The organism is Nocardia sp. NPDC051832 (genome assembly GCF_040681285.1).
GTDB lineage: Bacteria > Actinomycetota > Actinomycetes > Mycobacteriales > Mycobacteriaceae > Nocardia.
The window spans coordinates 1-14202 of the sequence record NZ_JBFAYL010000004.1 but is presented as its reverse complement, the minus strand read 5'-3'; the positions used below and the strand labels follow the sequence as shown (position 1 = coordinate 14202).

Here is a 14202-nt window from a genome sequence, read left to right as displayed (position 1 = left end):
CCGAGGTATGACCAATGTCGTACCTACGGATCCTGTTCCCTACGCGCTGATGGGCTTCGCCCGGCCCAAACCGGGCCGTGTCGAGGAACTCAAGGAACTGCTGCTGTCCTTCGTCGCCCCGACCCGGGTGGAGGAAGGCGCACTCGAGTACCACTTCCATGAGGACGCCGACGATCCATCCACCTTCGTCTTCTACGAGGTCTGGCGGTCCAAGGAAGATCTCGATCGCCACCTGTCCTTGCCGTACATGCGGGACTTCTGGGAACACCGCATGGACTACCTCGAGCAAGACCTCGACATCCGCTTCCTGTCCATGCAGAGCCCCTATCCCCGCCCCGTCCCGGCTATCGCGGTGTAGTCAGCGCAGCACCGTCTTGGTGCGCATGAGGAACTCGGCGAGATACCCGTCGTGGGGGAGGCCGGGGGCCATCCATGGTGTCGGGTGCTCGCCGAGGTAGACGTTGCCGATGGTGGGTTCGGCGACCAACTCGTCGATGAGATCCGCGTCGGTGGTGACGGCCGTGAGGACGAGAGTGTCACGCAGCGGCCGGATTCCGGCGTCGCGATCCCAGGGCGCCACCCAGGCACAGGGGAAACCGAGCTCGACGCCGAGCTGTTCGGCGAAGGGGCTGTCGAGTTGGTGGACGGCCGGCCGGAGGACCGCGCTGCCGTCGCCGAGATCGTCGACGATTCCGTCCCCGCCGAGCCAGGCCTTGGTTCCCGTCGCGCGTTGTCGTAGGTGCTGGTCCCAGCGCCGGGCCAGGCCGATCGGCGCTACCGGGAGGACCGCGCGTTCGTCGGTCGCGGGCAGGCTCGGCAGCGCGGCGAGGCGCTCGGCGAGGGCGGCGGCCACCGGGGCGGGGTCGCCTTCGACGAGGATGCCGGTGGCGTTGACGCAACCGACGCCGCCGCCACTGCTGATCGACTCCACGAGCGTGTCGAGGACCGGCTCCCAGTCGGTTTCGGCGGTCAGCAGGATCTTGGAACGCCCCGGCCCTTGCGGCAGGACGCGCCGGTCACCCGCGTACTTCCGCACGACATCGGCGCCGCCGTAGACCATTCCGAGGTCGGCATGCCGGAGCACCTCGTCGGCCACCGTGTGATCGGTGGGCAGCAACAGGATTCGCTCGCCGAAACCGGCTGCCCGGAGCGCGGTGATCAGCCGATGCGGCGTGAACGGCTCACGCCGGGAGGGACGCACTGCGACCCGGTAACCGAGCGCGAGCGCGTCCAGCCAACCCTGATGCACCGCAGGGTGATTGCCGGCCGCGTGCACGGCGAACACCTCGCCGCGCCGCGACCACACCGCCGCCCCGCCCCGGGACAGCGGATCACGCCACGAGTCGACCGCACCGACCGGCCGGGCCTTGCGCACGTTGTGCTGAATCTGCTCGGCGGCGCGGGCGATCTCCTCGGTCGCGTTGCGCACCACCGTGATCGGTATCCCGGTCACGGCGCTCACGGTGTGCTGGTATTCCGCTGGCGTGAGCCCCGCGATGGACTGGGTGGCGAAGGCGCGGCCCGCCGCCGCGAACGCCGCGATCCGCGCGTCAAGGGGCAGCTCCGGAGTCCGGCCCAGCGCCTGCATCGCGCGCACCACATACAGCGAGGGCGCGAGACTCAAGGTGGCGACCGGGTTTCCGGTGAGATCCTGGATGGTCTCCACGCGCCGGGACCGATACGGACCGCCGGGGCCGAGCACGTCGAGGGTCAGCATCAGTACACGCCCTCGATCACGGCCGCGCCGCTGAAGGACGCCACCGGAGCGACGTCGGCGACCGAATCACCGAAGCCGTCACGGACCGGCGCGATCCGCGTCGCGAAGTCGCGCTCGATATTGTTGACCAGCAACGCCGTTGGACTCAGGTGATGCACAACCACCTGCCCACGCTCCCCGTAGGGAACGACGGTCCCGGTGCCCGCGTCGATCACCTGGAACGTGGTGTACGGGGCGAAGGAATCGAACACGCACGGCTCGTCGTCGCGCAGGCCCGGGCGTTCCACCGACGTGCCGAGCATCATGGTGCTGCCGTACCCGCCGACCAGCTTGGTGTTCGGAAAAACCTCGTCGCGCAACAGATCCCGGGTGTCGGCATCCAGATGCGTACCGCCCCAGATGATCGTGCGGATCTTCCGGTTCACCAGCTCGACCAGGTCCTCGTGCTGTGCGAGCCGTTCCAGCAGCGGCGGCGTGGCGAAGAGGACGCCGACATCCTGACCGGCCAGAATGTAGCCGATCTGCTCGATCAGGTGGTCCGTGTAGCGGGCGGCCATGTCCATGCGGCCCTCGGCGATCAGCTTCTTGACCCAGCGCGGGTCCACATCGATGCCGAAGTGCAGCCCACCCCGCGCCGCCGCGGTGTCGACCGCCATCGCGCCCACATTGTGCGGTCCGCTCGGAACCGCGCTGAGCCAGTCCACATCGCGCGGCACGCCATGCGCGTCCAGGCGTTCACTGAACCAGCCGACGCTGCGGCGCTGCCACTCCGCGGTGAACATCACGCGCTTGGGTTCGCCTGTGGTACCGCCGCTTTCGTAGACGCTGGCCTGGTGCTGATCGCCATACCCCCGCGGGATCAGCTCGCGAACGCCGACATCGCGCAGCTCGTCCACCACATTGGGAAACAGCGCGAGATCCGCGAAATCCCGGACATCGGCGCGCGGATCGAAGTCGAGCGACTCCGCCCGCCGCAACCAGAACGGCGACCCGGTCTCCGGACTGAAATGCCACCGCATCATCTCCTGCACGAATTCTGCGCCGCTGTGCTCGGCCATGAATGTCCTCTCGAAGCTGGCTGAAGGCGAAAACGATTATGGCTCAACGCAATACGACGACGTTGTTGTAGATGTCTACGAAATGCCGGACGCGCCCCGGCGTCGATTTCGTGGCTTCCATCCCTGGCCGCCGGCACCCGCCCGGCTGTGTACTCGCTGCGTCAGCTCGAGACGAAGCAGGGGAATTCCCTTGCTGGACAAGGAGTTCCCGTGGCGATACAGCGGAAGCACACGATGTACGACTCGACCATCATCGACGCCGATCCGGGCACCGTGTGGGCGGTTGTCCGCGACGCGCTGCGGGTGGTGTCCATCGTGTCCGGACCCGCCGCGCAGGACGTGCACTGGGTCGGAGACGGTTCGGCCGAGCGGGTTCCCTCGCTCTACAACTTCACGCTGGCCTTCAGCGGCGGCCTGGTCCAGCAGGAGGTTTCCGGTCGCGACGAGGTCGAGCGCGCACAGTCCTACCGCTCGATCGAACCGACGATGGGCGTGCAGCGCTATCTCGGCGCCATCCGGGTCCGGGAGATCACCAACGACCCGCACCGCAGCTTCTTCGACTGGACCCGGGAGCTGACGATCGCCGAGGACGCCGACACCGAGGTCGTCGAGACGATCATCGCCATGATGGCGAAGCAGACCGACGCCATCCGGGACTTCTTCGCACAGCGGTAGCGGCAGCCTCATCCAACGAAGGAGACAATCTTGACCGAGACGTCACCCGTACGGCAGCTCGAGATCGCCTGGCCGGACCTGGGTCTGAGCGTGACCGCCGAACTCGACGGCCGCAACCCCGAGCTGGCCGACGCGCTGTGGGAGGCGCTGCCCTACCAGAGCTTGCAGGGCCACGCGCTCGTGGCGGGACAGCATCTGTATCACGTCGCGCCGATTCCCTCGCTGCTGCATCTGCCCGCGTCCACCCGCATCCCGGACCGGCGGGACGCGCCCGACGGCACCGTATTCTGTTCGGCGCTACAGCATTTGGGCATCAAATACGGCGCGCTGACCGAACCCATGCCCGCCTCTCCGGTGGGCCGGATCCGGGCCGCGGACCTGCCCGCGCTGCGCGACGCGGGGCAGGCGATCTGGGAGTCGGTCTATTCGACCAAACAGCCGATCGTGGCGGAGGTGCGCAAAGCCGGCCAGGCGGGCGGTCACCGCATCCCGCACCTGACCGCCGCCGACCCGGACGCCAACCGTCTCATCCACGACGTGTACACCGCGACCGAGCGGGCCTGGCTCACCGAACCGCCGGAGCTCGCCGGCTTGCACCGGGGCCTGATCCCTTCCGGGGCAGGCAGTTTCGAGACAGTGCTGCCCACGCTGTTGTTCGTCAACGGGGAGACCCGCCCGCTGGGCTACGCCACCTACGGCGGCCTGGTCCGGGCCGCGGTGCAGGGCATGCCGATGGACTCGCTGCGGCACATGACGCGCCTGCTGGTCGGCCTTCCGGCCGAGTTCCTCGGCTACTGCGGTCTGGCGCAGCTGTGGAGCTTCACCGAACGCTTCCTGGCCTGCGTGGACCAGCTCGACCGTGACGACTTCCTGTCCGTGGCCAGTCAATTCGCGCTCTATGTCAACTGCCTGGGCGGCTGGAATCTGCACCTGTACCCGTGGGACGCCGGCGACCATCTGCGCCAGCTCCAGCCTGCCGAAGTCGGCCATCAGTCGTGAGCTCGCTGCCCGAACGCACCGACGTCCTGGTCATCGGCGGGGGCGTGATCGGGACATCGATCGCGTGTCAGCTCGCCGAGGCCGGCGTCGATACCGTCCTGCTGGAGCGCGGTGCGCTCGGATCGGGCTCCTCGGGCACCACCGCGGGCGTGCTGCGGGCTTACTTTCCTGGCAACTCGCTCATCAGCGGCCTCGCCGTTCAGAGTTTGGCGGTGTATCAGGATTTCGCCGCGCGCACCGGAATCGACTTGGGGCTGAGCAGAATCGGGTTCCTGGTGTTGTTCACCGAAGAACATCAGGTGGCGGAGTTCTGGCGGACGCAGGCACAGCAGCGGGCTGCGGGCGTGCAGGTCGAGCTCGTAACCCCCGCGGAAGCAACACGATTCAATCCGCTGGTCGACGAGCGGGCGATCGTGGCCGCAGCCTGGTCGCCGCAGGCCTACACCTGCGACCCCGCCGCGATCGTACGCGGTTACGCCGCCGCCGCCCGTGCGGCGGGAGCCATACTGCGGACCGAAACACCGGTCACCGGAATCGATCCCGACGGGCAGGTGCACACCGCCGCGGGCAGCATCCGAGCCGGGGCGGTCGTCTGTGCGGCGGGGCCCTGGGCGGGGACGGTCGCGGCAACGGCGGGCGTGCAGCTGCCGGTCACCACCTACCCCGTCGACATGCTGCTCACCGACTCGCCCGCCGCGCTGCCCGTCTTGCCGATGACCCTGGACCCGTCCGGTCTGCGTATCCGTGGTTGGGGCGAACGCATCCTCGTCGGGATGGGACGCCCCGCGCCTGACGAGTCCCGGGCGGCGTGGCTCCAGCGGGTATCCCGTCAGCTCGGCGCTACCTACCCCGCGCTGGCCGGCGGCCGCCTCGATCTCGGGTGGAGTGGCGACCTGGATGTCAGCCCGGACGGGATGGCCTTCCTCGGCCGCGTCCCCGACCGCCCCTTCCTGTACGCGGCAGGATTCTCCGGCCAGGGCCTGTGCCAGGCGCCCGCCGCCGGCGCGATCATCCGCGACCTCGTGCTCGACAAAGAAGGAAATCGTCATGATCGTCTTGGGGTGCAACGGATTCACCCGGGTATCGGAAGTCTTCGCTGAGCACTTCGGCGCGGTCGGCATCGACAAGCACTACCTGCTCGGCCACGACGCGGGCGCCGCGCTGCTGGTGGACGGCGAGCTGGTCGCCGCCGTGGAGGAGGAGCGGCTCAACCGGGTGAAGAAGACCACCGACTTCCCGGTCAACGCGGTGCGCTGGTGCCTGGAGCAGGCGGGACTGCGGTTCTCCGATATCGACCTGATCGCCATCCCGTTCAACTTCTCCGACGAAGTGCTGGACGAGATGCTGACCGGCATCGCCGGCGCGCCGATGCCGCCCGAGCCGAAGCTGGCGCTCCTGAACAACATCGTCAAGCTCTACACCGAGGTCGTCAGCCACGAGGCGATCCTCGCCGACTTCGCCGCGCGCACCGGATACACCCCGGACCCGGACCGGGTGGTGTTCGTCCCGCACCACCTCGCGCACGTGATGACCGGCTATTACGCGGCGGGGATGCCGGACAGCGCGTTCCTCGTCAGTGACGGTCGCGCCGAGGTGCTTTCGACGCTGATGGGTGAGATTCGCGGCGGGCGGATCCAGGTCTTCGACGAGACGGCTATCGGCGCGGAATATTCGATCGGCATCTTGTTCAGCGCGATCACCCGGTTCCTGGGTTTCGTGCCCAACAACGACGAATACAAGGTGATGGGCCTGTCCGGGTACGCCCGGCCACCGGTCCCGAATCCGTTCGTCGAGGAGTTCATCGAACTGCATCCCGACGGGCGATACACCTTCCGGCAGCCGCTCCAGACCGATGATCCGCGCAGTCTCGACGGTCTGTTCGAACAGTACTTCGGGCCCTTCGAAGCCACCTTGGAATACCAGTCCCGGGTGGCGGCGGCGGCGCAGGAAATGCTGAATGTCGTTACCCGGCATCAGATTCGCGCGCTCGAAGGCAAGACCGAGCTGCGACATCTGCTGTTCGAAGGCGGTGTGGCGCTGAACTGCCTCAACAACACTCCGCTGTTCGCCGGTTCGCGTTTCGACGACATGGACGTGAGCTTCGGCGCCAGCGATACCGGCGTCGTCCTCGGCGCGGCGGTCTACGCGTGGCTCAATCACCCCGAGAGCGCGGGCCGTCGGCAGGTCGCGCCGCGGGTGACGCCCTATCTCGGACCGGAATTCGACGACGCGGCGATCGAGGACGCCCTGCGCGGTTTCCGCGATCGAGTCGGATGGACGCGGCTCAGTGACGCCGAGATCGTGGATCAGGTGTCGAAACTGCTCACCGAGAAGGTGGTCATCGGCTGGTTCGAGGGCCGGATCGAGCACGGCCCAAGGGCTTTGGGGCATCGCAGCATCCTGGCGAACCCCCAGTTCCCGGACATCAAGGACGTGATCAACACCAGGGTCAAGCATCGGGAGCCGTTCCGGCCGTTCGCGCCGATCGTGCTCGAAGCGGACGCGCCGAAGATCTTCGAGATGGGACGCAAGACCCGGTCGCCGTACATGACGTTCGTGTTCCCGGTGCGGCCGGAGTTCCACGAGGTGATCCCGGGTGCGACGCATGTGGACGGCACCTCCAGGGTGCAGACGATCACCGACGCGGACACCCCGCGCCTGGCGGATCTGCTGCGCCGGTTCACCGCGTTGACCGACGTGCCCTGCCTGATCAACACCTCGTTCAATGTGGCGGGTGAACCGATCGTGTGCACGCCCGCCGACGCGTTGCAGTGCTTCCTCGGCACGGAGATCGACTACCTAGTGCTTGGCAACTACCTGGTTACGAAGGCCGACACCGCCGGATGATGCCGGGATCGGAGGCCACCACGACGCTGCTGCTCCTGCGGCACGGCGAGACGGCGCTGACCGCGCAGCGGCGACTCTCCGGCAGCGGGGGCTCCGATCCGGTGCTCTCGGAGACCGGGCGGCGGCAGGCGGCGGCCGCCGGGGAGTCGCTCGCGAAACGCGACGCGGTGCACGCGGTGGTCTCCTCGCCGCTGCGCCGGTGCCGGGAGACGGCCGCGGCGGCGGCGCGCGGGCTGGGCCTCGAAGTGCGGATCGACGAGCGGCTGCGCGAAGCGGATTTCGGTGTGTGGGAGGGACTTACGTTCACCGAGGTGCGCGAGCGTTATCCGGACGAGCTGGCGGCATGGCTGCGCTCGCCGACCGCGGTGCCCGGAGGGACGGGCGAGCCGCTCGCCTCGGTGGCGCACCGGGTCGAGTCGTGGCGGGACGAGCTGCTGGCCCGGCATGCGGGACAGACAGTGCTGATCGTCTCGCATGTCGCGCCCCTGCGGACGCTGGTCCGCCTGGCGCTCGGCGCACCGCCCGCATCGCTGTTCCGGATGGAATTGTCCGCCGCCTCGGTCTCGGAGGTGGCTTATGACGGGTCCGGGATTGCCTCGCTGCGATCGCTGAACGACACGTCGCACCTCCGATAGACCCGCACCCGGCCCGCGGTGAGGCAGAGAGAAGGCAACCAGGATCCGGGTTGCCCGCGCGGCAGTTACATCGGCCCCGACGCCGCGTGCTACGGCAGCGAATGGCTCTGTCGCCATTGATCGTCGCTCCTGGTACGTGTTGGTGCGTCACCGAGCCCGGACGGTCTTCGGATGCGCCTGGGGTACAGGCGATTTCGTGTCCTCCCGCTGCGGACAGCGGTGGCCTGTGCCTATGGTGCAGGTGTTCCGGACGCACCGGGGCGCGTGGACAGGAGGGACGCGATGACATCGCACGGAAGTTTCGCTGGACGAACCTATGTGGTCACGGGCTCGGCCTCCGGCATCGGCGCCGCGACCGCCGCACTGCTGCGCGAGCGTGACGCGAAGGTGATCGGCTGCGATCTCGCCGATGCCGAGGTCACAGCAGATCTGTCCACACCGGAGGGCCGGCGGTCGCTGGTGGCGCAAGTGACGGCGTACGGTCCGATCGACGCGGTCCTGGCGGTCGCCGGCGGCGGCAAAACCGGTCTGCTGGAAACGAATTACTTCGGGGCCGTCGCGACCTTGGCGGGCCTGCGTCCGCTGTTGGCCCAGAGTCCCGCGCCGCGTGCGGTGGCGGTGTCCTCGACTTCGTCGCTCGCCCCGACGGCGGACCACATCGTCCAGGCCTGCCTGGACGGTGACGAGGCCGCCGCCGTCGCGGCCCTGGAGGCGGATCCGGCGGCCGGTGGTCCGGTCGGCGGCTATGGCATCGCGAAACGCGCGTTGAACCGATGGGTGCGCCAGGTTGCTCCGAACCCGGAGTGGGCGGGCGCCGGAATCGCCCTCAACGTCGTCGCCCCGGGTGTCGTCGATACCCCCGCCGCCGCCTACATCCTGACCGACGACACTGTGCGCCAGGCCGTGGAATCGGCTGCGCCGCAACCGTTCGGCGGGTTCCCGGGCCGGCCGGAATGGGTCGCCGAGCTCATCTGCTGGCTGGCGGGCGCGGACAACCGTTTCGTCACCGGTCAGATCATCTTCGCCGACGGCGGTTCGGAGGCGGCCGCACTGGGGGACCTGCACTGGCGCTGAGGAAGCAGCGGTCCGGAACGGTAAATCGATTGGCGGCTCGGTCGCCGTTAGGCAGGATGCGGCGTATGGATACCTCGTGTTCCGCCGTCCTGCGCTGGCAGTTCGACCTGGTGTGGGCGCTGTTCGAATACCATCTCGAGCGACTCGAGACGGCCGACTTCCTGTGGGAGCCAGCGGAATTGTGCTGGACCCTGCGTCAGGACGAATCCGGTGTCTGGGTGCCCGACTGGGCCGACGCCGAACCCGACCCCATCCCGGTGCCCACCATCGGCTGGGTCAGCTGGCATATCGGCTGGTGGTGGACCGTCACCATCGACCATCTGCGCCACCGTCCGATCCACGACCGTGCCGAGGTCGAGTGGCCGGGGCCCGGATCGGCCGCGGTCGACTGGTTGCGTGACCTGCGCACCGAGTGGTCACAGCTGCTCGATCAGATCAGCGAAGCCGACCTGGCGGCGGCGGCCACGTTTCCGTGGCCGGACGACCCCGGCAAATCGGTCGCGCACACGGTGGCGTGGGTGAACGCCGAACTGATGAAGAACGCCGCCGAGATCGGGCAACTGCGGCTGCTGCGCGCCGCGGCTTAGCTGAGAGATCCGCAGCTGCTCAACTTGATTCAGAAGGCTTGGCGTTATGGTGCGTGACTGCGCCTACAGCGGTCGCGTAAGTGGCTCCCCACTGGTTCAGCCACACCACCACTGGTTCCAGGGACGCGCCCAATTCGGTGAGTGAGTACTCCACTCGTGGCGGCACCTCGGGATAGACGGTGCGGTGGACGAGTCCGTCGGCTTCGAGCTCGCGCAACTGCCGGGTCAGCACGCGCGGGTTGACCGGGCCGACCAAGCGGCCCAGCTCGCCGAACCGGCGGCGACCGTCGAGCAGGTTCTTCACGATCGTCAGTTTCCACGCGCCGCCGAGCACCGAGACAGCGACCTCGACCGGGCACACAGCCAACGCGGTTTCGACCGGCTTCCGCATTTCAGGGCTCCTACCTCATTACTTACATTTCTGTCACTATGTGCCGAGAATGTCAGTACTTGGCATTATCGGGACTAGCTACGAAAGTAGCCCTATGACTTCTTCCGGATCAATCCTGTGGGTCATCGCCAATCCCGATCCCCACTCGCTCAGCCACTCGCTGTACCGGCACGGCGTCGAACACCTCCGTGCCGCCGGGCATCGGGTGCACGACGTCGACCTGTACGCGACCGGCTGGAATCCGGTCCTGAGCGAGGCCGACACGCTCGGCGCGAGCGGCGCGACGTTCTCCGATCGGCAACGCCACGCGACCACGCAGGACACCCTGCCCGCCGATGTCGCCCGGCAACAGCGGCTCGTCGCCGAATCGGACACCGTCATCATCCACTTCCCGCTCTGGTGGTACGGCATGCCCGCCATCCTGAAGGGCTGGTTCGACCGCGTGTTCACCAACGGATTCGCCTTCGGCGTACGAGACCGCGACGGCAAGGTCCGCAAGTACGGCGACGGCGGCCTCGCCGGTCGTCGGCTGCTGCCCATCGTCACCGCCGGTGACCGCGCCGACGCGCTGGGTCCCCGCGGAATCAGCGGCGATATCGACGACGTGCTCTGGCCACTACTGCACGGCACCGCCCACTACACCGGCATGCTGCCGCTGCGCCCGCACCTCATCAGCAGCGTCAACCAGGTCGGCGCCGACACTTACGGCGACTTGGCCGAGGCCCTCACCGGACGCTTGGACACGCTCGGCACCGAGCCGCCCATCCGCTACCGGTCGCTGCGCGGCGGTGATTACACCGCCACGCATGACCTCCGGCCACAGGTGCGGCCCGGTGAACACGGCTTCGCGATCCATCGGCTCGACAGCTCGAATCATCCAGGGCTGCAACACTTGCGGCGATGAGCTACAGCTGACGTCACTTCCGTTTCAGGCTGCCGACACTCAGCGATCCCGGAGCGATGGTGGGCAACTTGCGCTCTTCCTCGCGGACATAGGCCTCGGGATCCTTGTCGACGGCCTCGACCCCGGCGTAGTTGCGGGCCTCGAAGGCGGCGAAGGTGACGGCCAGCTGATGGCGGCGGGAGAGCGCGGCCAAGCGGCGGAAGTCGGTGAGCCCCTCGCGCTCCTCTTCGGCCATGTGATCGCTGTTGGCCAGGTTCGCCGCCGCGACGGCCGCGAACCAGTCGTCGGTGCCGACCTCGTGGCGCGCCACCTCGGCGACCGCGTCCCGGATCTCGTTGTGGTCGTGGATCGCGTCGAGGGTCTCCTCCTCCACGCCGTCCTTGCGCCGGGTGGCGATACCCACCTGCAGCAGCGCGGGATAGAAGATCTCCTCCTCGGCCAGCGCGTGCATTTCGAGGAAGGACGCCAGCCGCTCCCAGATCGCGGATAACACCCCGGTCTCCGCGCGGTCGATCTGCTCCAGGATCGCGAACAGCCGCCGCTGTTCGCGATGGTCGTCGAGGATCAGGTCGGTTATGTCCACAATTCCTCCCTGGCACTTCACTTCAGGTCAGCACTGGACGCTCACCTCGACGATAACGCACCGCCGCGCAGGGTAAGGCGCAGCACGTGTCGGTGGGTATGGGTAGCGTCTGGCCTTGTGGAAACTGGGGAACACATCCAAGAGCTCGCCGACCGCATCGTGGCGCTGCGCGACGCCTACTATCAGGGCTCGCCGCTGGTCGCGGACGCCGAGTACGACGCGATCGAGGACGAGCTGCGCGATCTGGTGGCGGCGCATCCCGACCTGACGCCCGACCCGAATCCGCTGGAGCAGGTCGGCGCGCCCGCGGTGCTGCACGCCCCGATTCGGCACGCGCGCCCGATGTTGTCGCTGGAGAAAGCGACCAAGCCGGAGCAGGTAGTGGCGTTCTTCAACCGGTTCCCGGGCCAGTCGGTCGTGGTGATGCCGAAGCTGGACGGGTTGTCCCTCTCCTTGGTCTTCGAGGACGGGCGGCTGGCGCGTGCGGTCACCCGCGGTGACGGCACCACGGGCGACGACGTGACCATGCTGGTGCGCGCGCTGGTCGACGGCGTGCCCGAGCGGATCGACGCCCCGGGGCGGGTGGAGGTGCGCGGCGAAGCGGTCATGCTGCGGTCGACCTTCGTCGCCTACAACACCGCACATCCGGACAAGCCGCTGATCAATCCGCGCAACGCCGCGGCGGGCACGCTGCGCGCCAAGGACCCGGCCACCGTCGCCGAACGTCGTTTGCAGTTCTTCGGTTTCGACCTCGACACCTCCACCGACGCCGCCGCCGTCGACCTGGAGGAGGGCCTGCGGGCGCTCGGCATCGCGGGTGCGCAGATGCGGCACTGCGCCGACGCCGACCAGGCGCAGGCGGCGATCACCGCGATCGAGCAGGGCCGCAACGATCTGGACTACGATCTCGACGGCGCGGTCCTGCGCCTGGCCGACCGAGATGCCTACGCGGCGGCGGGAACTCGCTCGAACTCCCCGCGCGGCGCGCTGGCGTTCAAGTTCGCCGCCGAGGAGAAGACGACGCTGCTGGCCGACGTGGTCTGGGATGTCGGCAAGACGGGCAAGATCGTCCCGGTCGCGTGGCTGGAGCCGGTGTTCGTCGGCGGCACCACGGTCACCAAGGCCACCCTGGCGAACCAGGAGGTGATCCGGGCCCGCGACATCAAAGTCGGTGACACGGTGCTGGTGCGGCGCGCGGGTGACGTGATCCCGTTCGTGGCGGGCGTGCTCGACGCGTCCAAGCGCACGGGGGAGGAGCGCGAGATCGTGCCGCCCACGGTCTGCCCCTCGTGCGCGCAACCGGTGACCGAGCAGGGCAACAGCCGAGAGCTGTTCTGCACCAACGTCGCCTGTCCCGCGCAGACGGTCCGCAGGCTGATCCACTGGGCCTCGCGAGCGGCCGCGGACATCGATGCGATCGGGCAGGTCTGGATCGAGCGGCTGGCCGAAGCGGGCATCCTGGAACGCCCGTCGGACTTCTACACCCTGACGAAAGAACGCCTGCTCGAGTTCGATCGGATCGGTGACATCTCCGCGCAGCGCATGATCGACTCGATCGACGCCAGCCGGCAGGTCGGCCTGCGCCGCGCGTTGATCGGTCTGGCGATCCCGATGGCTTCGGACGGCACCGCCGCCCGCTTGGCCCGGTCCGGTTTCGGTTCGCTGGAAGAGGTCGCCGACGCGGGCGAGGAACGGCTCGTGGCGGTGGAGGACATCGGCCCGAAGGTCGCCGCCTCCTTGGTCGCACACCTGACCCGGCTGCGTCCAGAACTGGATCGCTTGCGCGACCTGGGCGTCTCCCTGGATGTGCGGGAGGAGGACCTGCCGCCGGTCATCGCCGCCGGCGCGCCCCTGGCCGGCAAGACGGTGGTGATCACCGGCGCGATCAGTGACCCGCGCTCCGGCGAGAAGGTCGCCCGGCCGACCTTCCAGCGCCTGTGCGAGCAGGCGGGCGCGACCGCCGCGTCCTCGGTCTCGGCGAGCACCGACCTGCTCATCACCGGCGCGGGCGTCGGCGACAGCAAGCTGACCAAGGCGGAGAAGCTCGGCGTCGAGGTCGTCGACCAGGGCGAGATCTGGAGCCTGCTCATCGACGCCAAGGTCGTCTAGCTCCGCAGGGCGGCCAGGACCGCCGCAGTGTCGTGGTAGTAGGGACGGAATTCGGTGATCAGGCCGTCCCGGAAGCTGATCCATTGCAGCAGTGAAGTTTCCAGCATCCGTCCGGTGTGCCGGGCGCGCAGGCGGCCGCGGCTGAACACCACGACCCGGTCCTGGTCGCTGACGAAATGCTGCTCGTCGAACCATAGCCCGTCCCAGTTGTCCCCCATGGCGGCGATGAATCGCCGGAAGCCTTCGTGCCCATGCCATTCGCCGCCGTAGGGCAGGCTGGACGCTTGATGCATGACGACATCCGCCGCCAGGTGGCGAGCCATTCCCTCGAACGCCGCTCCCTCGGTCAGATAAGCGGCCTCGGCGGCGTAGAACGCCTGCAAGCTGGTCATAACGTCCGATGTCATGTCCACGATCCTGGCCGCGGGCGCCGGCACACGCTGGCCGGAATCGGACCTCGCGCTCGGAGCCGCCTAGGTTGTGTCTCGAAGTGAGTGTTGGGGGGGGGGGGCGGGGGGGGGGGGCCCCCCAAAACATGTGGAGGGGTTTAGTTTAGAGGTAGTGGTAAGAATTGTGGTTGGAAGAAGAAAGTTTTTAAATGAAAAGAAAAATATAAAAAAACA

General features: G+C 68.1%; 15 protein-coding genes. 10 read left to right on the top strand and 5 right to left on the bottom strand.

The window, feature by feature from the left end; translation table 11 throughout:
* Positions 1-7: 7 nt before the first annotated feature.
* Entirely contained in the window at positions 8-358 is a 351-nt protein-coding gene (locus AB0M14_RS25600; protein WP_364999122.1) for a putative quinol monooxygenase, read from the top strand.
* Here AB0M14_RS25600 and AB0M14_RS25595 read toward each other — a convergent pair whose 3' ends face one another.
* Both AB0M14_RS25595 and AB0M14_RS25590 read right to left on the bottom strand, forming a co-directional pair.
* A complete protein-coding gene (locus AB0M14_RS25595) occupies positions 359-1717 on the bottom strand; it encodes an aldehyde dehydrogenase family protein (RefSeq protein WP_364999120.1) in 1359 nt (452 codons plus the stop codon).
* A complete protein-coding gene (locus AB0M14_RS25590) occupies positions 1717-2775 on the bottom strand; it encodes an AMP-binding protein (protein ID WP_364999119.1) in 1059 nt (352 codons plus the stop codon). The genes AB0M14_RS25595 and AB0M14_RS25590 overlap by 1 nt, the downstream gene beginning before the upstream one ends.
* 210 nt (positions 2776-2985) lie before the next feature.
* On the opposite strand from AB0M14_RS25590, the gene AB0M14_RS25585 reads away from it, so the two are divergent.
* From AB0M14_RS25585 to AB0M14_RS25555, 7 genes are all read left to right on the top strand, one after another.
* Positions 2986-3450 (top strand): SRPBCC family protein, encoded by a 465-nt coding sequence (locus AB0M14_RS25585; RefSeq protein WP_364999117.1) that lies wholly within the window; start codon positions 2986-2988, stop codon positions 3448-3450.
* 30 nt (positions 3451-3480) lie between these two features.
* Positions 3481-4449, top strand: coding sequence for a hypothetical protein (locus AB0M14_RS25580; protein ID WP_364999116.1), 969 nt, complete (start codon positions 3481-3483; stop codon positions 4447-4449).
* Positions 4446-5549: an FAD-binding oxidoreductase gene (locus tag AB0M14_RS25575; protein WP_364999114.1), complete on the top strand. Its 1104-nt coding sequence runs from the start codon at positions 4446-4448 to the stop codon at positions 5547-5549. The genes AB0M14_RS25580 and AB0M14_RS25575 overlap by 4 nt, the downstream gene beginning before the upstream one ends.
* Positions 5497-7296 (top strand): carbamoyltransferase C-terminal domain-containing protein, encoded by a 1800-nt coding sequence (locus AB0M14_RS25570; RefSeq protein WP_364999112.1) that lies wholly within the window; start codon positions 5497-5499, stop codon positions 7294-7296. Before AB0M14_RS25575 ends, AB0M14_RS25570 begins: the two co-directional genes overlap by 53 nt.
* Positions 7296-7931, top strand: a complete 636-nt coding sequence (locus AB0M14_RS25565; RefSeq protein WP_364999110.1) for a histidine phosphatase family protein — start codon at positions 7296-7298, stop codon at positions 7929-7931. The genes AB0M14_RS25570 and AB0M14_RS25565 overlap by 1 nt, the downstream gene beginning before the upstream one ends.
* A gap of 282 nt (positions 7932-8213) precedes the next feature.
* Positions 8214-9005, top strand: coding sequence for an SDR family oxidoreductase (locus AB0M14_RS25560; protein ID WP_364999108.1), 792 nt, complete (start codon positions 8214-8216; stop codon positions 9003-9005).
* Positions 9006-9070: 65 nt separating this feature from the next.
* The gene (locus AB0M14_RS25555) at positions 9071-9592 is read left to right on the top strand and encodes a DinB family protein (protein WP_364999107.1); all 522 of its coding nucleotides are present in this window, start codon (positions 9071-9073) and stop codon (positions 9590-9592) included.
* A 19-nt stretch (positions 9593-9611) separates the two neighbouring features.
* Here the strand turns inward: AB0M14_RS25555 and AB0M14_RS25550 are convergent, their stop codons facing one another.
* Positions 9612-9983 carry a helix-turn-helix domain-containing protein gene (locus tag AB0M14_RS25550; protein ID WP_364999105.1) on the bottom strand — a complete coding sequence of 124 codons (372 nt, stop codon included), beginning with the start codon at positions 9981-9983 and terminating at the stop codon, positions 9612-9614.
* A 94-nt stretch (positions 9984-10077) separates the two neighbouring features.
* Here AB0M14_RS25550 and AB0M14_RS25545 point away from each other — a divergent pair, with 94 nt between their 5' ends.
* Positions 10078-10887, top strand: coding sequence for an NAD(P)H-dependent oxidoreductase (locus AB0M14_RS25545; protein WP_364999104.1), 810 nt, complete (start codon positions 10078-10080; stop codon positions 10885-10887).
* 13 nt (positions 10888-10900) lie between these two features.
* On the opposite strand, the gene AB0M14_RS25540 is transcribed toward AB0M14_RS25545, so the two are convergent.
* The gene (locus AB0M14_RS25540) at positions 10901-11470 is read right to left on the bottom strand and encodes a hemerythrin domain-containing protein (RefSeq protein ID WP_364999103.1); all 570 of its coding nucleotides are present in this window, start codon (positions 11468-11470) and stop codon (positions 10901-10903) included.
* 117 nt (positions 11471-11587) lie between these two features.
* Here AB0M14_RS25540 and ligA point away from each other — a divergent pair, with 117 nt between their 5' ends.
* On the top strand, positions 11588-13579 hold the full coding sequence (gene ligA, locus AB0M14_RS25535; RefSeq protein WP_364999102.1) for an NAD-dependent DNA ligase LigA: 1992 nt from the start codon (positions 11588-11590) through the stop codon (positions 13577-13579).
* Here ligA and AB0M14_RS25530 read toward each other — a convergent pair.
* Positions 13576-13986 carry a nuclear transport factor 2 family protein gene (locus tag AB0M14_RS25530; protein WP_364999100.1) on the bottom strand — a complete coding sequence of 137 codons (411 nt, stop codon included), beginning with the start codon at positions 13984-13986 and terminating at the stop codon, positions 13576-13578. The two genes, ligA and AB0M14_RS25530, sit on opposite strands and share 4 nt — an antisense overlap.
* Between the last annotated feature and the right edge of the window lie 216 nt (positions 13987-14202).